Below are 25776 nucleotides of genomic sequence, written 5' to 3'. Positions count from 1 at the left end.
GATGCGCATGTCCCGACGACCCGACGCGGAAATCGCGGTGCTCTGCGACGATCTCTCGATCGCGCGCACAGGCGACTCCGATCGCGTCGTCGAAGGGGTGAGCGTCACCGTCCGCGCCGGCGAGGCCCTCGCGGTGATGGGTGCGACCGGCTCGGGCAAGTCGACGCTGCTCTCCGTTCTCGCCGGAACCGCTCCGGCTGACGTGGGCGTCGTGGGCGGCACGGCGGAGGTGGCCGGGCTCTCGGTCCGCAAGGGTGGCCGATCCCGGCGCATGCTCACCTACTACGCCGGCCACATGCCGCAGGCAGCCGGCGCCGCGCTCCCGGCCCGTCTGACGGTGGCCGAGGTCATCGCCGAGCCGATCACCTCGCGCGACCGCCGGGTGAGTCAGCGCGCGCTGTCGCTGCGGGTCGCATCCCTCCTCGACGAACTGCACCTCCCGCTCGGCGCAGCGTCGCAGTATCCCTACGAGCTCAGCGCCGGTATGCGCCAGCGGGTCGCGTTGGCGCGCGCTCTCGTGCTCGACCCGAAAGTCTTCATCGGTGACGACCCGTACGCCAACCTCGACATCGAGGTCCGCATCGCCGCCCGTGAGGCGCTCCTCTCACGTCGTGACGACACCGGAATGGCGATCGTCATCGCGACGAACGACGTGGAGACCGCCGACGAGCTCGACGCCGCCGCCCTCGTGCTGCACGGTGGCCGCCCCGTGGGGTACGGGCCGACGGCGTCCGACGTGGTGTGGACTCCCGACGGCCGGTCACGGGCGTCCTGAGAGGCGCGACCCGCCCGGGGAGCGGTCGATGTCGTGAGCACCCCCGGAGCTTTGCTAATATAGAGGGGTTGCCCTGCGCGAGCGGGTGACTGATCCTCGGTAGCTCAATTGGCAGAGCAATCGGCTGTTAACCGATAGGTTCTTGGTTCGAGTCCAAGCCGGGGAGCGAGAGACCCGCGTTATCTACCGCGGCTCTCACCGAAGGCCCGGGCTTCCACCCCGGGCCTTTACTCGTGTGCCGGCGCATCGACGGCACGCCGAAGACATGTCGGCAGGCGGCGGTTCAGCCGAAGAGGTGCAGCCCGAGGTCGGCGCTGAGGGCCTCCGCGCCGATACGGCCGCGCACGCTCGTCCCGAGTTCGTCGAGCGGCGGGCTCACGATCGCGGCTCCGAGCGTTCCGGGCGCAGACATGACGATCGCTCCGGAGACGCTCGACTTCGCCGGGACGCCGACGGCTCGCATCCACCGCCCAGATCCGTCATAGACGCCGCACGTGGCCATCACGGCGACGACATCCCGCGCGATCCGTGCGGAGACGACGCGCTCGCCAGTGACGGGGTTCACGCCGCCCATCGCGAGGGTCGCCCCCATGACGGCCAGGATCTCCGCGTCGACGAGCACGGCGCAGGCGCGCGCGTAGACGGCTACGGCGTCGTCCGCGGTGGCCTCGAGGGTGCCCTCGTCGCGCATCAGGTGGGCGAGCGCGTGGTTGCGGTCGCCGAGCAGATGCTCGCTGCGCGAGACGTCGTCGTCGACCTGGAGCGCACGGCCCGCGAATGCCGAGAGTCCCGTCACGATCCTGGCAGCACGTTCCTCGGGACCGTCACCGTCGACGAGAGCGCACGTCAGGATCGCGCCGGCGTTGACCATCGGATTCGGGGGTCGTCCCGTGCCGCTCTCGAGCTTGATCGCATCGAACGCCTCACCCGTCGGCTCGATGCCCAGGTGATCGAGAGCGCCCCCGTCGGTGTCGGCGAGGGCGAGCGCGAAGAGGAACGGTTTGACGGCCGACTGGATGCTGAAACGCTTCGTACCGTCGGCCGACGAACGGACCGAGCCATCGGGCAAGGCGAGAGCGATCGCGCACAGGTGTTGGTCGGCTCCGGCGAGCTCGGGGATGCTCGTGGAGCGTTCGCCGGCCCGTTCGGGAAGGAGCCGCCGACGCAACGCGTCGAGGTCGTATTCGCGGGGATCGTCGGCTGCGCTCACGTGGTCAGGCGTCCAGGTCGTCGACGCCCGGCATCCAGGCGACGCCCGGACGACCCCATCCGCGCTTCTTCGCGATCTTCTGCGTCGTCTTCCAATCGGAGTCGTCGAGACGATCGATGTAGAGGATGCCGTCGAGGTGATCGAACTCGTGCTGCATGATGCGGGCGCGCCAGCCGTCGACGCGGATCTCGACGGGGGAGCCGGTGAGGTCGGTGCCCGTGACGAGAACCTCGTCGGAGCGGCGCAGCGGGAACCGTTCGCCGGGGAAGGAGAGACAGCCCTCCGACTCGTCGTCGGGGTCGGGGGAGCCGGGCTCGAGCGGGCGCATCCAGAGCTCGGGGTTGATGATCTCACCGCGCCACGCCTGACCGTCGTCGTCTTGGTACGTGTAGACATAGATGCGCAGGCCGACGCCCACCTGGGGCGCCGCGAGCCCGACTCCGGGGGCGGCGTCCATCGTGTCGTACATGTCCGTCACGAGCTGACGGATCTCGTCCGTGATCTCGGTGACGGGCTCGGCGGGGGCGTGCAACACGGGGTCGCCCATGATGCGAATCGGAAGAACGGGCACGTTGCGAGCCTAATCGAGCCCGCATCGCCGTTATGGTCGATAGGTGATTCCGTTTGTCGCGTCCCTCGATGACGTCACCGATCAGCTGATCGGAGTCTTCCGCGAACCCAGAATCCTCATCGGAATCCCGCTCGCGCTGCTCGGCGCCGTGTTCATGTCCTTCGGGGCGCTCTACCAGCACCGGGGTGTGCAGAAGGTCGAGAGGCTCACCAACTCGTCCGGCAGCGCGGGCCTGAACGGTTCGCAGCTGCTGAGCCTCCTCAAGCGTCCGTCGTGGGTGGTCGGCACCGTCATGCTGGGTCTGGCGATCGTGTGCCAGCTCGCCGCCCTCACCTTCGCCCCGCTCATCCTCGTGCAGCCGCTCGGCGCCATCTCGCTCGTCATCACCACTCTGCTCAATGCGCGGATCACGGGCGTCAAGCCCACCCGACGGTCGGTCCTCTCGATCATCCTGTGCGTCGGGGGCATCCTCGCGTTCGTCACGGTTGCGGCGCTCGTCGCAACAGAAGAGCCGATCGACCAGGGACAGCTCATCACGATCCTCGCCCTGCTCGCCGGCGTGCTGCTCATCTCGGCAGTGGTCTGGATGCTCGTACGCAAGGGGGCGAAGCCGCTCTTCTACATCGCAGCCTCGGGCATCATCTACGGCTTCGTCGCGACCCTGGCGAAGGTCGTCATCTCCCGCATCCAGAACGGCGACTTCGAGTGGCTGACGCTGCTGTGCCTCGTCGGTCTGATCACGGCCACGGCGGTCGGGGCCTACTTCGTCCAGACGGCCTACTCCGTCGGTCCGCCCGATCTCGTGATCGCAGGCCTCACCGTCATCGACCCGATCGTCGCCGTCATCATCGGCATCGTCATCCTCCGCGAGGCAGCGACGGCACCCTGGCCGGCGTTCGTCGGATTCGTCGTCGCGGGTGCCATCGCGGTGTACGGAGTCACGTCCCTCGCGCGGAACCACCCCCAGGTCGTGCTCGACAGTCAGCAGCTGCCGATACCGCGGGGCAGCAAGGGCCGTCTCCGCGACGACGACTGAGCCGCGGCACCGACGCCGTGCGGTCCGCGCGCTAGGCTCGTTACGACAGGGGGCGGTGGCCAAGCTGGTCAAGGCAGCGGGCTCATAACCCGACGATCGTGGGTTCAAGTCCCACCCGCCCTACACGCGAATGGCCGCCCGCGGGCGGCCATTCGCATGCGGAGGTGTGCGGCGTCAGGGGTGCGTGATCGCGGGGTCCTGCGGGAAGCCGGTGTTGTCGTCGCCGGCCTCGAGATCGATGTCACCCCGGTCGGAGCCGGCGCGCGCCGCATCGGCCTTGACCTCGTCGCTGGCGGCATCGGTCGGTGCGGCGTCGTCGGCGTGCGCGTCATCGGCGTCGCGGTGGTGGGGAGTGCTGTCGGACATGCGGCATCCTTTCCTCGGTATGTGACGTCCAGCCTGTCGGCCGCCTCCTCCGCGGGGAAGGCGCTTGACATCGGATGGCGGTCAAAATCGTGACACGGTTGTGATTCTCCAGGTTCGTACGCGATAATCGACGCCATAACCGAACAACGCCGGCATCCGGGCTCAGGTCGTAGGGGAAGACGTACCTGATGAAACGGAGAAGTCATGGCGACACCACAGGCGCGTGGAGTGATCTTCATCCACTCCGCGCCACGCGCGTTGTGCCCGCACCTCGAGTGGGCGGCAGGACGCGCGCTCGGCCGCGCGGTCAGCTTCGACTGGGAAGACCAGCCGGTGCTCGACGGCAGCCGCCGCGCGGAGTTCTATTGGGAAGGCCCCGCCGGAACCGGTGCTGCGCTCGCGACCGCGATACGCGGCTGGGAGCATCTGCGATTCGAGGTGTCGGAAGATCCGACGCCGCGCAGTGACGGGGGGCGGTGGATGCACACGCCGAGCCTCGGCATCCACTACGCCCAGACCGATGCGTCGGGCAATGTCGTGATCGGCGAGGACCGCATCCGCTACGCCGTCGAGATCGCGGCCGGCGACGCCCGTGAGCTCCAGCGCGAGCTCGACGTCGCCCTCGGGGCAGCCTGGGACGAAGAACTCGAGCCGTTCCGTCACGCAGGCGACGACGCTGCCGTCGTGTGGCTCCACAAGGTCGGCTGACACGCGACCACACAGACCCAGTCGGCCCGTGCGTCCGTACCGAGCCCCGGTGGAATGATCCCGGGGGACGGGAGCACGTACGGGACGGCTGACCCGAAAGAAGAACAGGCCCCCGCAGAGCGCGTCCGCGGGGGCCTGTTTCGTCGGTAGCCGCGGTTCAGGCCGATCGGAACGCGACGACCGCGTTGTGGCCGCCGAAACCGAACGAGTTGCTGATCGCCAGGAGGTCACCCTCGCCGAGGCTCTGGGTCTCACCCGACACCCGGAACGGGACGGCCGGGTCCTGCTCGCTGATGTTGATCGTCGGCGGCGCGATGCGCTCGCGCAGGGCCAGGATCGTGAAGATCGCCTCGAGTGCCCCGGTGCCGCCGAGCAGGTGACCGGTCGACGCCTTGGTCGCCGAGACGGGAATCTCGTCGATGCGGTCGCCGAAGACGTTGCGCAGCGCCTGGTACTCGTTGGGGTCGCCGACGGGCGTCGAGGTCGCGTGCGCGTTGATGTGCGCGACGTCGTCGGGCGAGGCGTCCGCCTGCTCGAGAGCCGCGCGGACCGCGCGCGATGCTCCCGCGCCCTCGGGGTCGTTGGCCGTGATGTGGTACGAGTCGGCGGTGACGCCGCCGCCCACCGCGTAGGCGTAGATCTTCGCGCCTCGAGCCTTGGCGTGCTCCTCGGTCTCGAGGATGAGCACTCCGGCGCCTTCGCCCATGACGAAGCCGTCGCGGTCGACGCTCGTCGGACGCGAGGCGGTCGCCGGGTCGTCGTTACGACGCGACAGCGCCTGCATCGACGAGAACGACGCCATCGTGATGGGGTGGATCGCCGACTCGGTGCCACCCGCGATGACGATGTCGGCGAGACCGTCCTGAATATGCTCGATCGCGTTCACGATCGACTCGGTGCTCGACGCGCACGCGCTCGCCACGGTGCGGGCGAACGCTCGTGCGCGGAAATGCAGCGACAGGTTGCCCGCGGCGGCGTTCGGCATCAGCATCGGGACCGTCATCGGGAGAACCCGGCGCGGCCCCTTCTCGCGAAGCGTGTCCCACGCGTCGAGCAGGGTCCACACCCCGCCGATGCCGGTCGCGAAGTCGACGCCGAGACGCTCGGGATCGACGTCGGGGCTGCCGGCATCCGCCCAGGCCTCCATCGCCGCGACCATCGCGAACTGCGACGCCGGGTCGAGGCGCTTGGAAACGGGGCGCTCGAGCACGGTCTCGGGTCGCACGATCGCCTCGGCGGCGAAGTGGACCGGGATCTGGTACTTCTCGACCCACTCGTGCTCGAGTGTGCGCGCGCCGGAACGGCCGGCCAGCAGGCCATCCCAGCTCTCGGGCGCGGTGCCGCCCAGGGGCGACGACGCTCCGATTCCGGTGACGACGATTCGCGGGGTGCTCATGGATCTCCTCGGTGGAACCCCGGCGGGGGCGTGTGCCCCCGCCGGTGGGGGTTACGCCTGGTTGGACGTGATGTAGGTGACGGCGTCGCCGACGGTCTTGAGGTTCTTGACCTCTTCGTCGGGGATGGTGACGCTGAACTTCTCCTCGGCGTTGACGACGATCGTCATCATCGAGATCGAGTCGATGTCGAGGTCGTCCGTGAACGACTTCTCCAGGGCGACCTCGTCGGCCGAGATGCCGGTCTCGTCGGTGATGAGCTCGGCGAGTCCTGCGAGGACCTCGTCGTTGCTGAATGCCATGGGGTTTCTCCTTGTTATCTCTGGACCGACCCGGACGCGGGCCGCTGTTCAGTCTAGGTGCGGGGGCCCGCCCGATCAGGGAAGGACGACTACCTGCGCGCCGAAGACGAGCCCCGCCCCGAAGCCGATCTGGAGGGCCAGACCGCCGCTCAGCTCGGGGTTCTCCTCGAGCAGGCGGTGCGTGGCGAGCGGGATGGACGCCGCCGACGTGTTGCCGGTGGTCTCGATGTCGCGACCGATCGCGACGGTCTCGGGCAAGCCGAGCTGCTTGGCGAACTCGTCGATGATGCGCATGTTCGCCTGGTGCGGGATGAACGCGGCGAGGTCGCCTGCCTGAATGCCCGCTTCTTCGAGCGCGCGGCGGGCGACCTTGACCATCTCCCAGACGGCCCAGCGGAACACCGTCGGTCCCTCCTGGCGCAGCGTCGGCCACGGTGCGGTGCCGTCGCGGAATTCCACGAGCGTGTGGTTCATGCCGACCGCGTCGGCCTTGGACCCGTCCGAGCCCCAGACGGTCGGGCCGATGCCCGGGGTATCGCTGGGACCGATGATCGCGGCGCCTGCGCCGTCGCCGAGCAGGAACGAGATCGTGCGGTCGGTCGGGTCGACGATGTCGCTGAGCTTCTCCGCGCCCACGACGGCGACGTAGCGTGCCGCGCCGGCGCGCACCAGCGCATCGGCCTGCGTGACCCCGTACGAGAAGCCGGCGCACGCCGCGTTGACGTCGTAGGCCGCCGCGGGGTTCGCCCCGACGCGGTCTGCGACGATCGCCGAGACCGACGGCGTCTGCTTGGGGTTCGAGATCGTCGAGACGATCACGGCGTCGACCTGATCGGCGGGCACGCCGCTGCGCCGGATGGCCTCGGCCACGGCGTCGGCGGCGAGGTCGATGACCGTGGTGTCCTTATCGGCGCGGACGCGGGTCACGATGCCGGTTCGCTGGCGGATCCACTCGTCACTCGAGTCGATGGGGCCGACGAGGTCGTCGTTCGGCACCGCGTTCTGGCCGCGCGCGGCGCCGTAGGCGTAGATGCGGGTGTGGGCGGGGCCGGTGGCCTGGCGAATGGCGGCGGTCATGCGGCACCTCCGGAGATGAGAGCGGATGCGGCGACGAGGTCGTCGGGGGTCTTCACGGCGACCGAGGGCACACCGCGCAGAGCGCGCTTCGCGAGACCCACGAGGGTGCCGGCGGGCGCGAACTCGATGATGCCGGTCACCCCGTGCTCGGCGAACGAGGACATGCAGAGATCCCAGCGCACGGGTGAGGCGACCTGAGTGACCAGCCGGTCGAGCGCCTCGCGGCCGTCGCTGACGACGGCGCCGTCGCGGTTTGACCACAGGGTGAGGGCGGGATCGCTCACGGAGGTCGCGGATGCCGCCTCGGCGAGCGTCTCGACCGCCGGTGCCATGTACCGCGTGTGGAACGCGCCGGCGACCTGCAGGGGGATGACCCGGGTCGACGCGACCGGCTCGGCGGCGAGGTCGGCGAGGGCGTCGAGAGCGCCGGCGGCGACGATCTGGCCGCCGCCGTTGTAGTTGGCCGGAGTGAGGTCGAGTTCGTGGAGGCGAGCGACCACCGCATCCTGATCTCCGCCGAGGACGGCGCTCATACCGGTCTGCTCGCGCGTCGCGGCATCCGCCATGGCGCGGCCACGGAGGCCGACCAGCCGCATCGCGTCGTCGTCGCCGAGCACGCCAGCCGCCGCGAGTGCGGCGATCTCGCCGACGGAGTGGCCGGCTACACCGGCGGGACGCGCAGCTTCACGCACGAGCGCGTCGTATGACAGCAGGCTCGCGGCGACGATGAGCGGCTGCGCCACGGCGGTGTCGCGGATGCGGTCGGCATCCCATTCGGTGCCGGCGGCGACGAGGTCGACTCCGGCGAGGTCGGAGTAGCGCTCGAGGCGCTCGCGCGCGCCCTCCAGCTCGAGCCACGGGGCGAGGAAGCCGGGGGACTGCGACCCCTGCCCGGGGAACACGGCGATGATCACTGTTACATCCTTCCAAGTTCAGCAGCTCGACCGCTGGCGACGATGTCACAACAATGCGGCGAACCTTTGTGTCGACCGTACAGTCGACGATCGTGAGTGCGGCTCCGGCTCTCCGGCTGCGTGTCGTCAGCTCCGGCGCGACTGCGGCGTACGCCGCCTCGTGAGGTCGTTGCCGATGGAGCCCAGGATGAGTGCGGTCTGCAGGATCAGCGCCTCGCGAGGGCCGGTGGCGTCCCATCCGATGACGTCCGAGACGCGCTTCAAGCGGTACCGCACGGTGTTCGGATGGACGAAGAGCTCACGTGCGGTGGCTTCGAGGGAGCGCCCGTTGTCGAGGTAGCTCCACAAGGTCGCGACGAGGTCGGGCGAATGCGCCAGCAGCGGACGGTAGATGCGCTCGACCAGGGTGGCCTTGGCGACGGGGTCGCCGGCCAGCGCGCGCTCGGGCAGCAGATCATCCGCCTCGACCGGGCGCGGGGCGTGACGCCAGGCGCTCGCGACCGCGAAGCCGGCCAGGGCGGCGCGGGCGCTCTGGCTCGCGTCGACCAGCGCGGGCACGGTGGGTCCGAGCACCAGATGGCCGGGTCCGAAGCCCGGCTCGAGTCGGGCCGCGATCTCGAGGAAGGTCAACTCGGGCACCGGTTCGACGCGGCCCGGCAGATCGGCGCGTCCGATCACGAGCACCAAGCGCAATCCTTGAACGCCGACGAGGACGTCGACGCCCATCTTGCGCGCGGCCCGGCGCAGCTGGTCGACGTCGAACTGCGGGGGAGTCGTGCCGACGAGGACCGCGACCGCGCCGTGCCCGTGCCACCCGAGTGCCGCGATGCGGCTCGGCAGCTCCTCGTCGGTCTCACCCGTCAGGATCGAGTCGACCACGAGGGCTTCGAGGCGCGCGTCCCACAGCCCGCGGGCCTCCGCCGCGCGGGCGTAGACGTCGGCGGCGGCGAAGGCGACGTCGCGCGAGTACTTCAGGATCGCTTCGCGAACGTCGTCGCCCCGGTGCGCCACCCGTTCTTCGGTGACCTCCACCGTGACCCGCACGAGCTGCAGGGTCTGCGTCAGGCTGACGCTGCGCAGCAGCTCGCGCGGGGCCGCGGCGAAGATGTCGGCGGCGATGCGCGGTGTGGAGGTCGGGTCCTCGTACCACTGGATGAACGAGGTGATGCCCGCCTGCGCGACCAGTCCCACAGAGGACCGGCGCGCAGGCGGCATCTCGGCGTACCAGGGCAGCGTCTCCTCGAGGCGATTGATCGTGGCCGTGGCCAGATCACCCGAGATCCGGCGGAGCCACGCGAGTGTCTCCGCCTTCGAGCTGTCGTCGGTCACCGAAGGGTCAGCTCTCGCCGCCTGCGTTTCCGCTGGTGCCTGCCGTCACATCGTGCAGGCGGTAGCGTTCGATGGCCTGCGCCGACAGGCCGCGGTCGACCACGCCGTCCTCGGCCAGAGCCTGGAGTGTCCGCACCACGATCGACGGGCCGTCGATCTTGAAGAACCGACGAGCAGCGGGGCGGGTGTCGGAGAAGCCGAAGCCCTCCGCGCCCAGCGTCGCGAAGCGGCGCGGCACCCAGGGCCGGATCTGGTCCTGCACGGCGTGCATGAAGTCGCTCACTGCGACGACGGGGCCCTCCGAGTCGTTCAGCTTCTGCGTGACGAAGGCCGTCCGCGGCTCATCGGTCGGGTGCAGGAAGTTGTGCTCGTCGACGGCGAGACCATCGCGACGCAGCTCGGTCCAGCTCGTGACCGACCAGACGTCCGCGACCACGCCCCAGTCGTCCTTGAGGAGCTTCTGCGCCTCGTAGGCCCACGGAACTCCGACGCCCGAGGCGAGCAGCTGTGCACGGGGCCCGTCGCCCTCGCCGACGCTCACGCGGTGGATGCCGCGGATGATGCCGTCGACATCGACATCCTCGGGCTCCTTGGGCTGCACCAGCGGCTCGTTGTAGAGCGTGATGTAGTACATGACGTTGGGGTCGGGGTGGTTCCCGCCGTACATGCGCTCGAGACCCGAGCGCACGATGTGGGCGATCTCGTACCCGTAGGCCGGGTCGTACGACACGGTGGCGGGGTTGGTCGAGGCGAGCAGGTGCGAGTGACCGTCGGCGTGCTGCAGGCCCTCGCCGGTCAGCGTCGTGCGGCCGGCCGTCGCGCCCATGATGAACCCGCGGGCCATCTGGTCGCCGGCTGCCCACTGAGCGTCTCCGGTGCGCTGGAAACCGAACATCGAGTAGAAGACGTACACCGGGATGAGCGGCTCGCCGTGCGTGGCGTACGACGTCCCGATCGCGGTGAACGCCGCGACGGCTCCGGCCTCGTTGATGCCGACGTGGAGGATCTGGCCCTGCGGGCTCTCCTTGTAAGCCAGCAGCAGCTCGCGGTCGACCGAGGTGTAGTTCTGACCATGCGGGTTGTAGATCTTCGCCGTCGGGAAGTACGCGTCCATGCCGAACGTGCGTGCCTCGTCGGGGATGATCGGCACGATGCGGTGACCGAAGTCCTTCGCGCGCAGCAGATCCTTGAGCAGGCGGACGAACGCCATCGTGGTGGCGATCTCCTGCGTGCCCGAGCCCTTCTTCGGCAGCGCGTACGACTCGTCGCCGGGGAGCGTCAGCGGCGCATGCTTCGTCCGGCGCTGCGGCAGGAACCCACCGAGCTCACGACGACGCTCGAGCATGTAGCGGATCGTCTCGTCCTCGGCGCCCGGGTGGTAGTACGGCGGGAGGTACGGGTTCTCCTCGAGCTGCGCGTCGGTGATCGGGATGCGCATCGAGTCGCGGAAGTGCTTGAGGTTCTCGAGCGTCATCTTCTTCATCTGGTGGGTCGCGTTGCGGCCCTCGAAGTGGTGACCGAGTCCGTAGCCCTTGATCGTCTTCGCGAGGATGACGGTGGGCTGGCCCTTGTGCTCCATCGCCTGCTTGTAGGCGGCGTAGACCTTCTGGTAGTCGAGACCGCCGCGGCGGAGCTTGCCCCAGATGTCGTCGTCCGACCAGTCCTTCACGAGAGCGGCCGTGCGCTCGTCGCGCCCGAAGAAGTGCTCGCGGATGAAGGCGCCGTCCTCGGCGCGGTACGTCTGGAAGTCGCCGTCGGGGGTCGTGTTCATCAGTCGGACGAGGGCGCCCTCGTCATCCTGCGAGAGGAGCTCGTCCCAACCGCGGCCCCAGACGACCTTGATGACGTTCCAGCCCGCACCGCGGAAGTACGCTTCGAGCTCCTGGACGATCTTGCCGTTTCCGCGGACCGGTCCGTCGAGGCGCTGGAGGTTGCAGTTGATCACGAAGGTGAGGTTGTCGAGGCCCTCGTTGGCTGCGACCTGCAGCTGACCGCGGCTCTCGACCTCGTCCATCTCGCCGTCGCCGAGGAAGGCCCACACGTGCGAGTCGGACAGGTCCTTGATGCCCCGGTTGGTGAGGTACTTGTTGTTCATCGCCTGGTAGATGGCGTTGATCGGGCCGAGACCCATCGAGACCGTCGGGAACTGCCAGTAGTCGGGCATCAGGCGCGGGTGCGGGTACGACGGGATGCCGTCGGGCGCCTTCGACGCCTCCTGACGGAAACCGTCGAGCTGGCTCTCGCTCAGACGCCCTTCGAGGTACGAGCGGGCGTAGATGCCGGGCGACGCGTGGCCCTGGATGAAGATCTGGTCGCCGCCGGACGGGTGGTCGGGGCCGCGGAAGAAGTGGTTGAAGCCGACTTCGTAGAGCGAAGCCGACGACGCGTAGGTGGAGATGTGACCGCCCACGCCGATGCCGGGGCGCTGCGCGCGGTGCACGGTGACGGCGGCGTTCCAGCGGATCCAGCGACGGTAGCGGCGCTCGAGCTCTTCGTCGCCGGGGAACTCCGGCTCGTTCTCGGGTGCGATGGTGTTGATGTAGTCGGTCACCGGCACCTGCGGGACGTTCAGCTGCAGCTCGTGCGAGGCCTGCAGCAGGCTCAGCATGATCTCGCGACCGCGACCCGAGCCCTTCGCGTCAACCAGCTGGCGCAGCGACTCCTGCCATTCACCGGTCTCTTCCGGGTCGCTGTCCAGGGCGTCCTGGGAGTAGGGGTCTTGATCGTTGACAGTCACGGGCGACCTTTCTCGTATGGCAGATCGTGCCAGGTAATCACCACGGGCAGGGCGCGGGCGTTGTCGGGCGCGCACAAGCACCGCACGACAGCCTACCCACGCTCGGAGGGGTCGGCGCTCTCGTACACTGAGAGCAGGGGCCTATAGCTCAGTTGGTTAGAGCACCTCGTTTACACCGAGGGAGTCGGGAGTTCGAGTCTCTCTGGGCCCACATGAAAGCCACCCCCGCAGATCAGCTGCTGCTGCTGGACATCGCCCGTCTCGACGCGCAGGCCCGCGGAGCGGAGGCCGCGAAGCGCAATCCGGCTCAGGCCGCGCGAGTGAACGAACTGCTTGCGCGCCGTCATGAGCTCTCCATCGAGCTGACCGGCCTGCTCGGGAAGCGCGACGACATCGAGGCGGAGCTCAAGCGCATCGCCTCGGACGTGACTGTCGTCGATGCCCGCTCGGCTCGCGATGTCGAACGCCTCGCGGCCACGTCGAACCCCAAAGACGCGCAAGGACTCGAGCACGAGATCGCTTCGCTCGCTCGCCGGAAGAGCGAGCTCGAGGATGCTCAGCTCGAAGCCATGGAGCGACTCGAAGCCGCCGAAGCCGCGGTGGCGGCGCAGCAGGCGCTCATCGCGGAGGTCAACGACGAGGGCGGTCGATTGAGCGCCGAGGGCAAGGCCGCCGTCGCAGAGGCGCAGGCACGCCTCGACGCCGCGACGCGTGACCGCGCCGCCATTGCGGCGAGGGTGCCGGGCGATCTGCTGGCACGCTACGAGTCCCTCGCCGAGCGCACACCGGGTGCCGGTCTGCTGCAGCGACGCACCTGCGGCGGATGTCACATGGAACTCTCCGGAACCGACCTGAAGGCCATCGCGCAGGCTGCTGACGACGAGGTCGTCACGTGCCCCGAGTGCGGCTGCATCCTCGTCCGCACCGACGAATCCGGTCTGTGATCCGTCGATGACGACCCCGCGCGTCCGCTGGCGCGCGGTCGGGCGCCGCGGTGACGGCGACCTCGACGTCGCGTCGGTGGATGCCGCGGGCGCGGTGATCGAGCGTCATCGTGTCGCGGCTCGAGAGCTGGCGGGCGAGGTCGCAGCAGATCCCGATGCGCGGTGGATCTGGTCCGACACGACGGCCTGGTATCACGGCATCCTCGCCGCCGGCGTTCGGGTGGCGCGGTGCCACGACCTGCGCCTGTGCCATGCGATCCTGCGCGACAGCTCGCTCGTCGCCGATCCCGCCGAACTCCGTGCCGCCGCCGTCTGGGATGCCTCGCCGGAAGACCCGACATCCGATCGTGACGTCCTGTTCGCACTCGAACCCGCAGCCGACGCGCTCCCGCACGATCTCGACGCGACGCTGGCGGAGTTCTCGCGGCAGACGCGCGCGATGGCGAGCGCGATCGACCCCGGACGCCTGCGTCTGCTGACGGCTGCCGAGTCCGCCGGAGCGCTCGTCGCGGTCGAGCTGCACGTCGCGGGCGTCCCCTGGAGTCGCGAGGTGCACGACGCGATCCTCGCTGATGCGCTCGGGCCACGGCCGCGCCCGGGGGAGCTGCCGAGCCGCGTGCGCGACCTGGCCGACCGGGTGCGTGCGGCTCTCGATGACCCGACGGCGAGTCTCGACTCGCAACCGCGTCTGCTGCGTTCGCTGCACCGGGTCGGCGTGCTCGTGGAGTCGACGAGCAAGTGGGAGCTCCAGCGTCATGAGCATCCCGTGATCGAGCCGCTCCTGGCGTACAAGCGTGCCACGCGCCTGCTCAGCGCCAACGGCTGGGCATGGATGGACGAGTGGATCCCGAACGACCGGTTCCGTCCGGTCTACGTCCCCGGTGGCGTGGTCACGGGCCGATGGGCGTCGTCGGGCGGGGGAGCGCTTCAGCTGCCGCGGATGCTGCGGCCGGCGGTGCGGGCCGACCCGGGATGGCAGCTGGTGATCGCCGACGTCGCTCAGCTCGAGCCCCGCATCCTCGCCGCGATGTCCGGCGACCTGGCGCTCGCGGAAGCCGCTCGCGGGCGCGACCTGTACGAGGGCATCGTGGCCCGCGGTACCGTCCCATCGCGTCAGGAGGCGAAGATGGCGCTCCTCGGCGCGATGTACGGAGCCACCACCGGTGACAGCGGGCGCCTGGTCCCGTCGCTGCGCCGTGCCTACCCCCGCGCGATGGCCCTCGTCGACGACGCGGCGCGGGTGGGCGAGGAGGGCGGCTCGGTGCGCACCCTGCTCGGCCGCACGAGTCCGGCACCCTCGGCGGCATGGCGGGATCTCCACGCGGATGCCGCTGAGCCCGAGGCCTCCGATGCCATCAAGACGCTCGCGCGATCACGGGCGCGCGAGCGCGGCCGCTTCACGCGGAACTTCGTCGTCCAGGGGACGGCGGCCGATTGGGCGCTCGCCTGGCTGGCCGACCTCCGGCAACGGCTCGCGGTGTTTCCGAGCGTCGGTGGTCACCCCGTGACGGCGCGGGCGCACCTCGCGTTCTTCCTCCATGACGAGATCATCGTGCATGCCCCGGCCGAGCACGCCGAGGCGGCCGCGGCGGCCGTTCGCGAGGCGGCGGATGCGGCCGGCCGGCTGCTGTTCGGCTCATTTCCGCTCGACTTCCTGCTCGACGTGCGTATCGCGGTGTCGGCCGACAAGGACTGAGCCGGGGCTCAGGCGCATGCGGCGCCGGGCTCGAGTTGCGCGACGTCTCGCAACAGGGGTGTATGGATCACGCGAGGGGCGATCTCGGCGTCGTCGGGCGCGATGAAGCGGAACCGCAGGGACTGAGCGTCGCCGGGCGCGAGCGTCGACCGGGCGACGCTCGTCGGCACGCCGGCGTCGACGACCTGACGTGAGGGCACCGCCGCGGTTCCGTCGTCGACTGATCCGAAGAACCAGCCGGGAGGTGCGGCCACCCCGACGTCGGTGACGATGTCGCCGGGGCTGGCGGGGTTGTACATCCCCGTCATCGAACCGGGATACCCCCGCGCCTCGGGCGGCGCGTTGTTGTGCAGGCGTACCTCCACGACCACCTCGGCACGCCCGTCGGGACGGCACCCCGACGACACGACGCCGACGGCCATGTCCAGGTAGGAGTCGAGCTTGGTCGTCGTCGCGTCGTTGAGGAGCACCGAGAACACGTCGCCGGTGCCGGTGAGCTGTCGCGCCCGCATCCCCGACAGCGGCCCCTCGCGGAGATGACGCTGCTCGTCTTCGTGGGCGCTCCACACGCTCACGCGCCCGTCTGCGACGGCGTCGCCGATCGCGCCGAGAACCGATGCCACATCGACGTCACCGGAAAGCAGCCGCGTGACGACGGCGGACACGACCTCCCGCTGCAGGGCGGTCTGCTCGTCCGTGGAGGAGTGCAGGTACGGGTCGACCAGGACTGCCTGGACGAAGCCGGCCGCATCGATCGTCGCGCCACCGGACAGGTGGACGGGACCCGTGGCGGTCAGCAGCGAGCGCAGCACCACGGGATCGACCGCGACGACCGCGTCGGGCTCGCTGCCCGTGCTGCTCTGCCACCAGGTGCGCATGAGCCGAGCCGAGAGCTCGAAGTCGGGTGTCATCGTCGCATTCTGGACGTAGGTTCCCACCACGTCGCCGTACAGCTCTGACACGGAGGCGGGCAGCTCGATCACGGGAACACGACGGGGCGCGAAGTTCGACGAGTCCGTGTGCTCACGCACCTCGAGCCGGCCCTCACGGGCTTCGAGGAGAAGGAACGTGCCGGTCAGTCCGCCGCCCGCGCGGAGCTCCGCGGAGTTCTGCACCGAGACCAGCACTTCGCGGGTGCCGTCGACGCCGAGCATCGACGGCACCCACCGTGATGCTCCGGCGGCCGCGGAGATCGACTCCGCGGCCGGTCGGAGCACCGTCTGGAGCGTGCTCAGCCCGTCGCGAATCGGTGGCAGGAGAGCCGATTCGTCGATCCCATCGAGATCGGCGGCCGTCGCGCGAAGCGTCGTCGCTGCGCGTCCGAGCGCCGGCGATGCGTCGCGGAGCACTCCCGCGAGTGCGCCGATGTCGCCCCCGGCGATCGTCTCGCCGAGCCCGGGGGTCGCGAGCACATCGTCCAGCGCCGGAACCGCGGTGGCTGCCCCCGCCGCGGCGGCGTGGACAGCCTGGAAGTTCGTCCCCACACCCGGCAGGGACGACGCGAGCCCCCAGACCGGGTCTCCGGTGAGCTGCTCCGCACGTGCCGCGTGCTCGCCGATGTCGGAGAGGGCCACCTGAACGGCATCCACGTCGCGCTGCTGCAGTGCCGCGCGAAGCCCGGTCGCCGCCGCCTGTACCTCGCGGAGCTCGCCCGCGGCGAGCACGCCTCGCACGCCGATCCACCCCGCCGCCGCCAGCCCGATTGCGGCCGCCACGATGACGACACGGGCGCGCCTGCGGCGGCGAAGGCGCCGTTCCAGCGCCGTCGCAGCCATCTCAGGCGCGCCGGTGGCGACGGCGCTGCAGCACGAGCAGCGCCCCGGCGACGAAGGCGCCCACGGCGGCGACCGCGAGCGCGATCGGTCCGCTCGCGCTGCCGCCCGTGGCAGGCAGCGCTGCGACCGCTGCATCGCGCACGCCGTTCGGCGACGTCGCGCAATCGGGCGTGGAAGCCGGATAAGCGACGGGAACGGCGAGATCGGGGTTCACCCGCAGGGTCGCGGCGATGTCGCCACGAGTCCAGGCGAAGCCGGCATCCATCGCCGTCCACGTACCGTCGCGGAACTCCCAGCCGGGCCAGCCGGTGCCCCGGCCTGCGTCGTCGACGCTCGCACCGGGCCACAGCACGCGGCCGCTCAGGCGGTAGTCCTGGAGCGAGCCGAGCGGCACGGTGGCGGTGTTCACCCCGTTGTCGAGAATCAACGACACCGGTGCTGTGGCCTCTTCGACGGTCCCTCCCGTGAGGACCACGTCGAATGAGATCCACGGTGCGTCGGATTCGCAGTCGGTCGTGACCATGGACCCCGCGAGCGTCGCCCCGCTCGGATCATCCGGAGCGTACGTCGTGGCATCCGTCGACGACACAGTCGGCAGCAGGCTCAGCGAACCGAGCAGCACGGCAGAAATGACAGAACTATGCATAGCGCCCTCCCCAATGGGCTGCGAGGCCATCTCCCCAGATGGCTTCTGTGAGCACACCGTAGCACCACGGGGCCCGTGCGGCGAGCCGCGGTTCGGGGGAGCGTGCACCCCGCCGGTAGACTCCAGGTGCGAATGGGTCGGCTGGACGGTCGCGTGGCGGGAAACCGCACCGAGGAACGTCCGGGCTCCACAGGACAGGACGGTGGGTAACACCCACCCGGAGTGATCCGCGAGACAGTGCCACAGAAAGCAGACCGCCGGCGTTCGCGTCGGTAAGGGTGAAAGGGTGGTGTAAGAGACCACCGGGGTCGTGGTGACACGACCCGCACGGTAAACCTCGTCCGGAGCAAGGTCAGACAGGGGATGCAGACGCGGTCCGCCGAGTCCCCGGGTAGACCGCTGGAGCGGCACGGCAACGTGTCGCCGAGAGAGATGGCCGTCCACGGGGCTCACGCCCCCGGACAGAACCCGGCGTACAGGCCGGCCCATTCGCCCCCGACCGCCCCTGCGCAGCCGTCGCGGCGCGGGCCTCGCACAGCGCGGGCCTCGCTCGTGGCCGGTGTCGCTCCCGGCGCCGGGACGCATTCCCCAAACGTGAGCCCCGGTGCCGGGAGCGACCTCTCACCGTCGCAGGCAGTCATGTCGGCCCGGAAGGGGCTATCGTGCACGGCACGCACCACGTACCTTCATTGCGTTCAACCGACCGCGGAGGCGTGGGTCGAGCGTCGAGTCCTCAGGCGCTACGAGCCGGTGCTCGCGGTCGTCATCCCCGAGATCCTCTGATCGTCGTCGCCCGGTTCGGCTTGCTGAAGGCCAGCGACCCACGACCGGACCACGAGGATCACGCGGAGGATGAGCAGCGATGCCGCCGCTCCTGTCACACCGTCGATGGCCGTGACCCAAGGCAGAGCACCCCATGCCGCGACGATGCCGGCAACAGTGATCACGGCGACCATGCCGGCGAGCAACCACGCTCTGCGTGCCGGGTCGGCACGTTCACTGGTCGGCGCGGGGCGGCGCGTGCGCGACGGCGGCGGCTGACGGGGGCTCCGCAGGTGCACGACGGATCCCGTCAGCGTGAAGACGGCGATCGTGAGCAGCGCGGCGCCGATGATCTCGCTCGGGCGGTGGTTTCCGATCACGATGATCGCCGAGGTGGCCAGCGCCATCCAGACCCCGAGCACAGGGGCGACCCACCGCTTCCAGGCCCGCGGCACCACGATGAGCAAGGCGGCAGCTACGGCGAGGACGACAACAGCGTGGCCGCTCGGATAGCTGACTGCGTCGTCACGCGAATCGACCAGCAGGGGACGTCCGAAGACCGACTTGAACCCTTCAGATCCCAGCACCGCTCCGGGGGTCGCGACCGCAACCCAGAGGGCTGTCCGCCCGTGTCGTCTCGCTGCCGCGATGACGACGGCCAGGAGGGTCCCCACCACGATCGTGGCGCGGTCGTAGGAGAGCGGCGGAAGATCATTCTGGCGGAGCCAGTAGCCGACAGTGTCGAAGACCTCGTACTTCCATGCCCACCCGTTCTCCAATGACTGCCCGGCAGCCGTGAGGTTGAAAAAGAGGTACAGGACGAAGAAGAGGGCCACCGCGATGAGGCCCGTCATGATCATCCGTGCCCGCACCGAGAAGCGAGGGCGAGGTTCATGCATCCTGCCAGCCTAGGCGGCACTCGCCGGTTCGCCGTGGAGCACGTCGACCGCCGCTCCGCCCACATAGGGCGCAGTTCCGCGCGTCAGGCGCGGCTTCGAGTGCGCCTGGCACGCGAAACTGCGCCCGAAACCGACGCCGCAGCCACCCGCGTCAGTGGGCGGTCGTGCCGGCGAGGTCTTCCGTGGTCTCGTCGAGGACGCCGGGCCGTTCGCCCGCGAGAGCGAGGGCCGCCGCGCCGATGATGCCGGCGTTGTTGCGGTGGACGGCGGGGACGATGGGCGTCTTCAGATCGAGCAGCGGCAGGAACTTGTCGGCGTGCTTCGACACGCCGCCCCCGACGACGAACAGGTCGGGGGAGAAGAGGAACTCGATGTGGCTGTAGTACCACTGCAGCCGTTCGGCCCACTCGGGCCAGTCGAGCTCATCGCGTTCCATCGCGGAGTACGCGGCCCACGCCTCGGCGTCCTTGCCGTGCTTGGCGCGGTGCACGTGGCCGAGCTCGGAGTTGGGGATCAGCACGCCGTTGTAGATCATCGCCGACCCGATACCGGTGCCGAGGGTCGTGAGGATGACGAGCCCGTCCTGGCCGCGTGCGGCGCCGTAACGCAGCTCGGCGACCCCGGCGACATCCGCGTCGTTGGCGAAGTGGATCTGACGACCGAGTCCCTGCTCGAAGAAGGTCTCGGCCTCGAAGTCGATCCAGGTGTCGGCGACGTTGGCCGCGGAGAGGGTGCGGCCGTTCTTCACGATCGCGGGGAATGCCACGCCGAGCGGGACGTCGCCTGCAGCGGTGACCTCGAGGCGGTCGAGGACCACCTTCACGGCACCGAGGACGTCTTCGGGCTCGGCGCCTTTAGGGGTCGCGACCTTGATGCGGTCGGTCAGGAGGTCGCCGGTCGACAGATCGACCACCGCTCCCTTGATCCCGGTTCCACCGATGTCCACCCCGACGGCCCGCGTCGCACTCGCACTCATGCGGCTCAGCCTATCGAGCGCGAGCGGGGCCGATTAGGCTCGGATCGAGCGCCACCGTAGGCGCAGTCTGGAGCGACCATGCCCGAGAGCGACGGCGAGTACTGGTACAACCTCACGACACACGAGGTCGAGCGCGGCAAGCAGTCGCCGGGCGCCGATCGCGCGGGTCCCTTCGCCTCTGCCGAGGAGGCCTCCCGCGCGCCGCAGATCATGGCGCAGCGGTCCCAGGCGTGGCGAGAGGACGAGGCGCAGGACGACGACTGGGGCACGCCGCCGTCGGAGGGCGCTCGCCGCCAGTAGTCTGGGATCCGACCCTGTCTCGGAGAGGACGCGATGGACAAGCAGCGGGACTTCGTACTGCGAACGATCGAGGAGCGCGGCGTCAAGTTCGTGCGGCTCTGGTTCACCGACGTGATCGGCACCCTCAAGTCGGTGGCGATCGCCCCGGCCGAGGTCGAGGGGGCCTTCGCCGAGGGGCTCGGCTTCGATGGTTCGGCGATCGAAGGGCTGACGCGCAGCTACGAGTCCGATCTGCTCGCGCACCCCGACCCGACGACCTTCCAGCTGCTGCCCTGGCGGGGTGAGATCGACCCGACGGCTCGGATGTTCTGCGACATCACCACGCCCGACGGCCAGCCCGCCGTCGCCGATCCTCGCAACGTCCTGAAGCGCACCCTCGCGAAGGCGGCCGACTCCGGGTTCACGTTCTACACGCACCCCGAGATCGAGTTCTACCTGCTGAAGTCGTCGTCGTACGGACCCGACGGTCCCGAGCCGGTCGACTCCGCCGGGTACTTCGACAACGTTCCCGGCGGCACGGCCCACGACTTCCGGCGCCGCTCGGTGCGGATGCTGGAAGACCTCGGCATCTCGGTCGAGTACAGCCACCACGAGGGCGGCCCCGGCCAGAACGAGATCGACCTGCGTTACGCGGACGCCCTCGCGACGGCCGACAACATCATGACCTTCCGCACCGTCATCAAGGAGGTGGCGATCGAGCAGGGCGTGTACGCGACCTTCATGCCGAAGCCCCTCAGCGGGCACCCCGGCAGCGGCATGCACACCCACATGTCGCTGTTCGAGGGCGACGTCAACGCGTTCTACGAAGAGGGCGCGCAATACCAGCTCTCGCAGACCGGCCGGCAGTTCATCGCGGGGCTTCTGCGCCACGCCAACGAGATCTCGGCGGTCACCAACCAGTTCGTCAACTCGTACAAGCGGCTGTGGGGCGGCGACGAAGCGCCGAGCTTCATCACCTGGGGCCACAACAACCGCTCGGCGCTCGTGCGCGTGCCGATGTACAAGCCCAACAAGAGCCAGTCGTCGCGCGTCGAGTACCGTGCCCTCGACTCGGCTGCCAACCCCTACCTCGCGTACGCGCTGCTGCTCGCCGCGGGTCTCAAGGGCATCGAAGAGGGCTACGAGCTTCCCGCCGAGGCCGAGGACAACGTGTGGTCGCTCACCGACTCCGAGCGGCGCGCCCTCGGTTACGCGCCCTTGCCCGCGAGCCTCGACCACGCTCTCGAGTACATGGAGGAGTCGGAGCTCGTCGCCGAGACGCTCGGCGAGCAGGTGTTCAACTACGTGCTGCTCAACAAGCGTCGCGAATGGCAGAACTACCGTGCCCAGGTGACGCCGTTCGAGCTCAAGAGCAATCTGGAGATGCTCTGAGGCCATGACCCGGTCACCTCGTTCGACCGGACTGACGGGGCTGGCCCGGGCGGGTTTCGACGATCTCGGACGGGCCGACGCCGACCTGGCGGAGCTCGCCGAGCTGACGAGCGTCGATCGCGACGAGCTCGTGGCGTCGGCCGAGGCCGCGGCGGATCCCGACGCAGCGGTCTCCGCCCTCCTGCGCATCGCTCGTCGAGACGCATCGGTCGTCACCGACGCGTTGCGACGCCGGCCCGCAGCGGTCTGGTCGGTGCTGGGTGCGTCGCAGGGGCTGGCGGACTTCTACCTGCGACATCCCGAAGAGCTCGCCGACCTTGCGTCCGACGGCGACGGTCTTCCGACGCGCGACGAGCTGACGGCGCAGATGCTCGAGTCCGTCGGCGCTGACGACGGCTTCGCGGCTTCCTCGGGCGACGATGCGTGGGTCGCGCTACGGGTGCGGTATCGGCGGATGCTGGCGCGGATCGCGCGGTTCGATCTTGCGGCATCCGATCCGACGATCATCTTGCACGCGGTGGCCGCGGCCCTGGCGGATGCCGCGGGGGCGGCGCTGGAGGCGTCGCTCGCCGTCGCGCGCAGCAGACTCGTCGCGGGCGTCCCCGGAGCGGGGCGCTTCGAGCGCGACGCGGTCGCCGCGACCCGCCTCGCGATCATCGGGATGGGAAAGTCCGGGGCGCGAGAGCTCAACTATGTCAGCGACGTCGACGTGATCTTCGTCGGCGGCTCCGCCGACGAGGACGTCGTGTCGGAGTCGCAGTCGGTCGAGATCGCAACGAGACTCGCGATCCAGACGATGCGGGGCATCTCGGAGGTCGAGATCGAGCCGCCCCTGTGGGAGGTCGATCCGAACCTGCGCCCGGAGGGGAAGCAGGGCGCGCTCGTGCGCACACTCGAGTCGCACGTCGCCTATTACGACCGGTGGGCGAAGAGCTGGGAGTTCCAGGCGCTGCTCAAAGCCCGGCCGCTCGCCGGCGATGCGGAGCTGGGGGAGCAGTACGTCGACGCCGTCCAGCCGATGGTGTGGGCGAGCGCGGCCCGCGAGAACTTCGTCGAGAGCGTGCAGAAGATGCGCGAGCGCGTGACCGACCACATCCCGCCCGGCGAGGTTGCGCGGCAGCTCAAGCTCGGTCCCGGTGGTATCCGCGACGTCGAGTTCACGGTTCAGCTGCTCCAGCTCGTGCACGGCGCATCGGACGAACGAGTCCGGGAGCGCTCCACACTCGATGCCCTCGATGCGCTCGTCTCGGAGGGCTACATCGGACGCGAGGATGCTTCGCGCTTCGCGCTCGATTATCGGCGCCTCCGCGTGATGGAGCACAGGCTGCAGCTCCGCGAGCTGCGCCGGACCCATCTCATGCCTGAAGACGGAGCAGCGCTGCGCACCCTCGCCCGCTCGTCGCGCCTCGGCGACGGCGGCGACCGGGTGGTTTCGGTATGGGAGGACATCAAGCGCGAAGTGCGCGAGATCCACGTGCGGCTGTTCTACCGTCCGCTGCTCTCCGCCGTCGCCGCGCTCCCCGCCGACGAGCACACCCTCTCACCCGAGGCGGCTAAGGCCCGCCTGGCGGCGATCGGGTTCCGCGACCCGGCCGGCGCGCTGCGTCACATCGGAGCGCTGACGAGTGGCCTCAGCCGCAAGGCCGTGATCCAACGCCACCTCATGCCCGTCATGATCCGCTGGTTCGCCGACGGTGTGGATCCCGATTACGGCCTCCTCGCTTTCCGGCGCATCAGCGAGCGGCTCGGGAACACGCCGTGGTTCCTCCGGATGCTGCGCGATTCGTCGGGCGCCGCGGAAAGCCTGACCCGGCTGCTGTCGGGGTCACGATATGTCGGCGAGCTCATGGAGTGGATCCCCGAATCGATCGCGTGGCTCGACTCGCCCGATCAGCTCCGGCCGCGCCCGGGATTCGTGCTGCAGGAGGAAGCCCGCGCCATCCAGACCCGGCATGCTTCCATCGACGATGCCATGGCTGCGGTCCGGGCGCTCAGGCGGCGCGAGCTGCTGCGGCTCGCGATGGCCGCTGTCGTCGGCGAGCTCTCCATCGAAGAGCTCGCGGAGGGCCTGACCACCATCACCGAGGTCACGATCCAGGCGACGCTCCGTGCCGTGCGGCGCGAGGTGCTTCCGCCCGAAGACGATCGCCTCGAGTTCTCCGTCATCGCGATGGGACGCTTCGGCGGGGCCGAACTGGGCTTCGGATCGGATGCCGACATCATCTACGTGTTCGACGCGAACGGCGTCCCCGCTCAGCGCGCTCAGGAACTCGCGCTCCAGCTCGTGCAGGGTGTGCGCCGGTACTCCGAGGACCACCGCCTGCCGCTCGAGCTCGACGCGGGCCTGCGTCCGGAAGGCCGCAACGGCCCGCTCGTGCGTTCTCTGGAGTCGTACGCCGAGTACTACCGGCGCTGGTCGCTGTCGTGGGAGGCCCAGGCTCTCCTGCGCGCCCGTGGCGTCGCAGGAAGTGTGACGCTCATCACCCGGTTCCTGGCCCTCGCCGACGACCTACGCTATCCCGTGGCGCCCGACGCCCAAGGACTCCGCGAGATCCGGCGTATCAAGGCCCGTGTCGAGAGTGAGCGGCTGCCGCAGGGCCAGGACCGTTCTCGGCACCTCAAGCTGGGACCGGGCGGTCTGAGCGACGTCGAGTGGCTCGTGCAGCTCATTCAGCTCGAGCATGCGCACCGCGTGCCGGGCCTGCGCACGACGTCGACCATCGCCGCCCTCGAAGCGGCGGTCGGCGCCGAGCTCATTCCGCGGGACGCCGCCGAGAAGCTGTTCGCGGCGTGGCGGCTCGCCAGTCGGCTGCGGTCGGCGAACACCCTGCTGTCAGGTCAGACCAGCGACGTCCTGCCCACTGATCGTGGCCGGCTCGACGGAATCGGCCGCCTGCTGGGGTATCCGGCACGATCGGCGACCGTCGTGGAGGAGGATTGGATGCGCGCCGCGCGCCAAGCCCGCCGCGTGTTCGAGAAGCTCTTCTACGGCTAAAGGGGAAACATGTCGGTTGGTCTGCTGGCTGTCGTCGACGACATCCTGAGCGCGGCTCTGCGCGCTTCCGCGAAGTCGGCGGGTGTGGTGATCGACGACGCCGCCGTGACGCCGCAGTACGTCCAGGGGATCACACCGGCCCGAGAGCTTCCCGTCGTGGGGAAGATCGCGCTCGGCTCGATCGCGAACAAGTTCCTCATCATCATCCCCGTGGCGCTGCTGCTGACCGCATTCGCGCCCGCCGTGCTCCCGTTCCTGCTGATCCTCGGCGGCATGTTCCTCTGCTACGAGGGTGCCGAGAAGGTGCTCGAGTGGTTCGGCGTGCATCACGGCGTCGAGGATGACGGTCCGCGGGATGAGAAGAAGCTCGTGCTCGGTGCCGTACGAACGGACCTGATTCTCTCCGCCGAGATCATGCTGATCTCGCTGTCGAACCTCGACGAGGGAATGGGCATCTGGCAGACGCTCGCCGTCCTCGCCATCATCGCGCTGCTGATGACCGGCGTCGTCTACGGAGCTGTCGCTCTGCTGGTGAAGATCGACGACATCGGCCTGCGCATGGCGAAGAACCCGTCGTCGCGGGTGCGCCACACGGGGATGCGGATCGTCCGGTCGATGCCCGCCGTCTTCCGCGTCATCAGCGTCGTGGGAACCGTCGCGATGCTGTGGGTGGGTGGGCACCTCGTGCTCGCGAACCTCGGCGAGGTGGGGGTGGCCTTCACACTCGACCTGCTGCACGGGGTGGAGCACCTGCTCGAAGCCGCGGGCGGTGTGGTCGTCTGGATCGGCGAGACGGCCGTGTCGGCGATCGCCGGGCTGCTCGTCGGGCTCGTGATCGTCGGCGTGCTGATGGTGATCCGGCGCCTCCGCCACGGCGGACCGCAGCATGCCGGAGACGCCGCGACCCACTGACCTACCCTCGCTCGCCGCATCCGACGGGCATGGTGATGGGCGCGACGTCAAGCCGCCTGCACTCGGTTCGCGACTCTCATA

Annotated in this window: 22 protein-coding genes, 3 tRNA genes and 1 other RNA gene; 13 read left to right on the top strand and 13 right to left on the bottom strand. The window is 69.6% G+C overall.

The window, feature by feature from the left end:
• Positions 1-7 precede the first annotated feature (7 nt).
• Positions 8-775 (top strand): ATP-binding cassette domain-containing protein, encoded by a 768-nt coding sequence (locus DEU36_RS03255; RefSeq protein WP_120264332.1) that lies wholly within the window; start codon positions 8-10, stop codon positions 773-775.
• A gap of 93 nt (positions 776-868) precedes the next feature.
• A tRNA-Asn gene (locus DEU36_RS03250) sits at positions 869-941 on the top strand.
• Positions 942-1058: 117 nt separating this feature from the next.
• On the opposite strand, the gene glsA is transcribed toward DEU36_RS03250, so the two are convergent.
• Both glsA and def read right to left on the bottom strand, forming a co-directional pair.
• Positions 1059-1985, bottom strand: a complete 927-nt coding sequence (gene glsA, locus DEU36_RS03245; RefSeq protein ID WP_120262897.1) for a glutaminase A — start codon at positions 1983-1985, stop codon at positions 1059-1061.
• 4 nt (positions 1986-1989) lie between these two features.
• The gene (gene def, locus DEU36_RS03240; protein WP_120262896.1) at positions 1990-2556 is read right to left on the bottom strand and encodes a peptide deformylase; all 567 of its coding nucleotides are present in this window, start codon (positions 2554-2556) and stop codon (positions 1990-1992) included.
• 43 nt (positions 2557-2599) lie between these two features.
• Between def and DEU36_RS03235 the strand changes: the two genes are divergently transcribed.
• Together DEU36_RS03235 and DEU36_RS03230 are read left to right on the top strand one after the other, a co-directional pair.
• Positions 2600-3592: a DMT family transporter gene (locus DEU36_RS03235; protein ID WP_120262895.1), complete on the top strand. Its 993-nt coding sequence runs from the start codon at positions 2600-2602 to the stop codon at positions 3590-3592.
• A 49-nt stretch (positions 3593-3641) separates the two neighbouring features.
• Positions 3642-3715, top strand: a tRNA-Ile gene (locus DEU36_RS03230).
• Positions 3716-3766: 51 nt separating this feature from the next.
• Here DEU36_RS03230 and DEU36_RS03225 read toward each other — a convergent pair.
• A complete protein-coding gene (locus tag DEU36_RS03225) occupies positions 3767-3958 on the bottom strand; it encodes a hypothetical protein (RefSeq protein WP_120262894.1) in 192 nt (63 codons plus the stop codon).
• 204 nt (positions 3959-4162) lie between these two features.
• On the opposite strand from DEU36_RS03225, the gene DEU36_RS03220 reads away from it, so the two are divergent.
• Positions 4163-4666 carry a DUF3145 domain-containing protein gene (locus DEU36_RS03220; protein ID WP_120262893.1) on the top strand — a complete coding sequence of 168 codons (504 nt, stop codon included), beginning with the start codon at positions 4163-4165 and terminating at the stop codon, positions 4664-4666.
• Between the two features lie 157 nt (positions 4667-4823).
• Here the strand turns inward: DEU36_RS03220 and DEU36_RS03215 are convergent, their stop codons facing one another.
• The 6 genes from DEU36_RS03215 to aceE form a co-directional block, all read right to left on the bottom strand.
• Positions 4824-6062: a beta-ketoacyl synthase gene (locus DEU36_RS03215; RefSeq protein WP_120262892.1), complete on the bottom strand. Its 1239-nt coding sequence runs from the start codon at positions 6060-6062 to the stop codon at positions 4824-4826.
• Between the two features lie 51 nt (positions 6063-6113).
• Complete coding sequence (locus DEU36_RS03210; protein ID WP_091499275.1) at positions 6114-6362, bottom strand: acyl carrier protein; 249 nt, start codon at positions 6360-6362, stop codon at positions 6114-6116.
• A 75-nt stretch (positions 6363-6437) separates the two neighbouring features.
• Positions 6438-7439 carry a beta-ketoacyl-ACP synthase III gene (locus DEU36_RS03205; protein ID WP_120262891.1) on the bottom strand — a complete coding sequence of 334 codons (1002 nt, stop codon included), beginning with the start codon at positions 7437-7439 and terminating at the stop codon, positions 6438-6440.
• A complete protein-coding gene (locus DEU36_RS03200; RefSeq protein ID WP_120262890.1) occupies positions 7436-8353 on the bottom strand; it encodes an ACP S-malonyltransferase in 918 nt (305 codons plus the stop codon). The genes DEU36_RS03205 and DEU36_RS03200 overlap by 4 nt, the downstream gene beginning before the upstream one ends.
• Before the next feature lie 126 nt (positions 8354-8479).
• Entirely contained in the window at positions 8480-9682 is a 1203-nt protein-coding gene (locus tag DEU36_RS03195; RefSeq protein WP_120262889.1) for a CdaR family transcriptional regulator, read from the bottom strand.
• A 7-nt stretch (positions 9683-9689) separates the two neighbouring features.
• A complete protein-coding gene (gene aceE / locus DEU36_RS03190) occupies positions 9690-12419 on the bottom strand; it encodes a pyruvate dehydrogenase (acetyl-transferring), homodimeric type (RefSeq protein WP_120262888.1) in 2730 nt (909 codons plus the stop codon).
• Between the two features lie 137 nt (positions 12420-12556).
• Here aceE and DEU36_RS03185 point away from each other — a divergent pair.
• The 3 genes from DEU36_RS03185 to DEU36_RS03175 all read left to right on the top strand — a co-directional run bounded on the left by DEU36_RS03185 (position 12557) and on the right by DEU36_RS03175 (position 15059).
• Positions 12557-12630: transfer RNA gene (locus DEU36_RS03185), tRNA-Val, on the top strand.
• A gap of 1 nt (position 12631) precedes the next feature.
• Positions 12632-13363 carry a zinc ribbon domain-containing protein gene (locus tag DEU36_RS03180; protein WP_120262887.1) on the top strand — a complete coding sequence of 244 codons (732 nt, stop codon included), beginning with the start codon at positions 12632-12634 and terminating at the stop codon, positions 13361-13363.
• 7 nt (positions 13364-13370) lie between these two features.
• Positions 13371-15059 carry a bifunctional 3'-5' exonuclease/DNA polymerase gene (locus tag DEU36_RS03175; RefSeq protein ID WP_120262886.1) on the top strand — a complete coding sequence of 563 codons (1689 nt, stop codon included), beginning with the start codon at positions 13371-13373 and terminating at the stop codon, positions 15057-15059.
• 8 nt (positions 15060-15067) lie between these two features.
• Here the strand turns inward: DEU36_RS03175 and DEU36_RS03170 are convergent, their stop codons facing one another.
• Together DEU36_RS03170 and DEU36_RS03165 are read right to left on the bottom strand one after the other, a co-directional pair.
• Positions 15068-16834, bottom strand: coding sequence for a DUF4012 domain-containing protein (locus DEU36_RS03170; protein WP_120262885.1), 1767 nt, complete (start codon positions 16832-16834; stop codon positions 15068-15070).
• 1 nt (position 16835) lies between these two features.
• A complete protein-coding gene (locus DEU36_RS03165; RefSeq protein ID WP_183045273.1) occupies positions 16836-17480 on the bottom strand; it encodes an LPXTG cell wall anchor domain-containing protein in 645 nt (214 codons plus the stop codon).
• A 133-nt stretch (positions 17481-17613) separates the two neighbouring features.
• Here DEU36_RS03165 and rnpB point away from each other — a divergent pair.
• Positions 17614-17972, top strand: an RNA gene (gene rnpB, locus DEU36_RS03160) — RNase P RNA component class A.
• A 248-nt stretch (positions 17973-18220) separates the two neighbouring features.
• Here rnpB and DEU36_RS03155 read toward each other — a convergent pair.
• The gene (locus DEU36_RS03155) at positions 18221-19141 is read right to left on the bottom strand and encodes a phosphatase PAP2 family protein (RefSeq protein ID WP_120262883.1); all 921 of its coding nucleotides are present in this window, start codon (positions 19139-19141) and stop codon (positions 18221-18223) included.
• 151 nt (positions 19142-19292) lie between these two features.
• Entirely contained in the window at positions 19293-20117 is an 825-nt protein-coding gene (ppgK, locus tag DEU36_RS03150; RefSeq protein ID WP_120262882.1) for a polyphosphate--glucose phosphotransferase, read from the bottom strand.
• A 78-nt stretch (positions 20118-20195) separates the two neighbouring features.
• Between ppgK and DEU36_RS03145 the strand changes: the two genes are divergently transcribed.
• From DEU36_RS03145 to DEU36_RS03130, 4 genes are read left to right on the top strand one after another with little or no spacing between them, the layout of a single operon-like run.
• On the top strand, positions 20196-20417 hold the full coding sequence (locus tag DEU36_RS03145; RefSeq protein ID WP_120262881.1) for an SPOR domain-containing protein: 222 nt from the start codon (positions 20196-20198) through the stop codon (positions 20415-20417).
• A 33-nt stretch (positions 20418-20450) separates the two neighbouring features.
• Complete coding sequence (glnA, locus tag DEU36_RS03140) at positions 20451-21788, top strand: type I glutamate--ammonia ligase (protein ID WP_120262880.1); 1338 nt, start codon at positions 20451-20453, stop codon at positions 21786-21788.
• Positions 21789-21792: 4 nt separating this feature from the next.
• The gene (locus tag DEU36_RS03135; RefSeq protein WP_120262879.1) at positions 21793-24783 is read left to right on the top strand and encodes a bifunctional [glutamine synthetase] adenylyltransferase/[glutamine synthetase]-adenylyl-L-tyrosine phosphorylase; all 2991 of its coding nucleotides are present in this window, start codon (positions 21793-21795) and stop codon (positions 24781-24783) included.
• Positions 24784-24792: 9 nt separating this feature from the next.
• Positions 24793-25695: a DUF808 domain-containing protein gene (locus DEU36_RS03130; RefSeq protein WP_120262878.1), complete on the top strand. Its 903-nt coding sequence runs from the start codon at positions 24793-24795 to the stop codon at positions 25693-25695.
• Positions 25696-25776: the final 81 nt, after the last annotated feature.

The organism is Microbacterium sp. AG238 (assembly GCF_003610405.1).
Lineage (GTDB): Bacteria > Actinomycetota > Actinomycetes > Actinomycetales > Microbacteriaceae > Microbacterium.
Note: the sequence above shows the minus strand (reverse complement) of the source record. Positions and strands in the feature narration are given on the sequence as shown.

Bases quoted from the DNA above. Each gene is read 5' to 3' on its own strand.
- DEU36_RS03255 (WP_120264332.1), top strand. From the start codon at position 8: ATGTCCCGACGACCCGACGCGGAAATCGCGGTGCTCTGCGACGATCTC.
- DEU36_RS03225 (WP_120262894.1), bottom strand. From the start codon at position 3,958: ATGTCCGACAGCACTCCCCACCACCGCGACGCCGATGACGCGCACGCC.
- DEU36_RS03220 (WP_120262893.1), top strand. From the start codon at position 4,163: ATGGCGACACCACAGGCGCGTGGAGTGATCTTCATCCACTCCGCGCCA.
- DEU36_RS03215 (WP_120262892.1), bottom strand. From the start codon at position 6,062: ATGAGCACCCCGCGAATCGTCGTCACCGGAATCGGAGCGTCGTCGCCC.
- DEU36_RS03210 (WP_091499275.1), bottom strand. From the start codon at position 6,362: ATGGCATTCAGCAACGACGAGGTCCTCGCAGGACTCGCCGAGCTCATC.
- DEU36_RS03205 (WP_120262891.1), bottom strand. From the start codon at position 7,439: ATGACCGCCGCCATTCGCCAGGCCACCGGCCCCGCCCACACCCGCATC.
- DEU36_RS03180 (WP_120262887.1), top strand. From the start codon at position 12,632: ATGAAAGCCACCCCCGCAGATCAGCTGCTGCTGCTGGACATCGCCCGT.
- DEU36_RS03175 (WP_120262886.1), top strand. From the start codon at position 13,371: ATGACGACCCCGCGCGTCCGCTGGCGCGCGGTCGGGCGCCGCGGTGAC.
- DEU36_RS03170 (WP_120262885.1), bottom strand. From the start codon at position 16,834: ATGGCTGCGACGGCGCTGGAACGGCGCCTTCGCCGCCGCAGGCGCGCC.
- DEU36_RS03165 (WP_183045273.1), bottom strand. From the start codon at position 17,480: ATGCATAGTTCTGTCATTTCTGCCGTGCTGCTCGGTTCGCTGAGCCTG.
- DEU36_RS03155 (WP_120262883.1), bottom strand. From the start codon at position 19,141: ATGCATGAACCTCGCCCTCGCTTCTCGGTGCGGGCACGGATGATCATG.
- ppgK (WP_120262882.1), bottom strand. From the start codon at position 20,117: ATGAGTGCGAGTGCGACGCGGGCCGTCGGGGTGGACATCGGTGGAACC.
- DEU36_RS03145 (WP_120262881.1), top strand. From the start codon at position 20,196: ATGCCCGAGAGCGACGGCGAGTACTGGTACAACCTCACGACACACGAG.
- glnA (WP_120262880.1), top strand. From the start codon at position 20,451: ATGGACAAGCAGCGGGACTTCGTACTGCGAACGATCGAGGAGCGCGGC.
- DEU36_RS03135 (WP_120262879.1), top strand. From the start codon at position 21,793: ATGACCCGGTCACCTCGTTCGACCGGACTGACGGGGCTGGCCCGGGCG.
- DEU36_RS03130 (WP_120262878.1), top strand. From the start codon at position 24,793: ATGTCGGTTGGTCTGCTGGCTGTCGTCGACGACATCCTGAGCGCGGCT.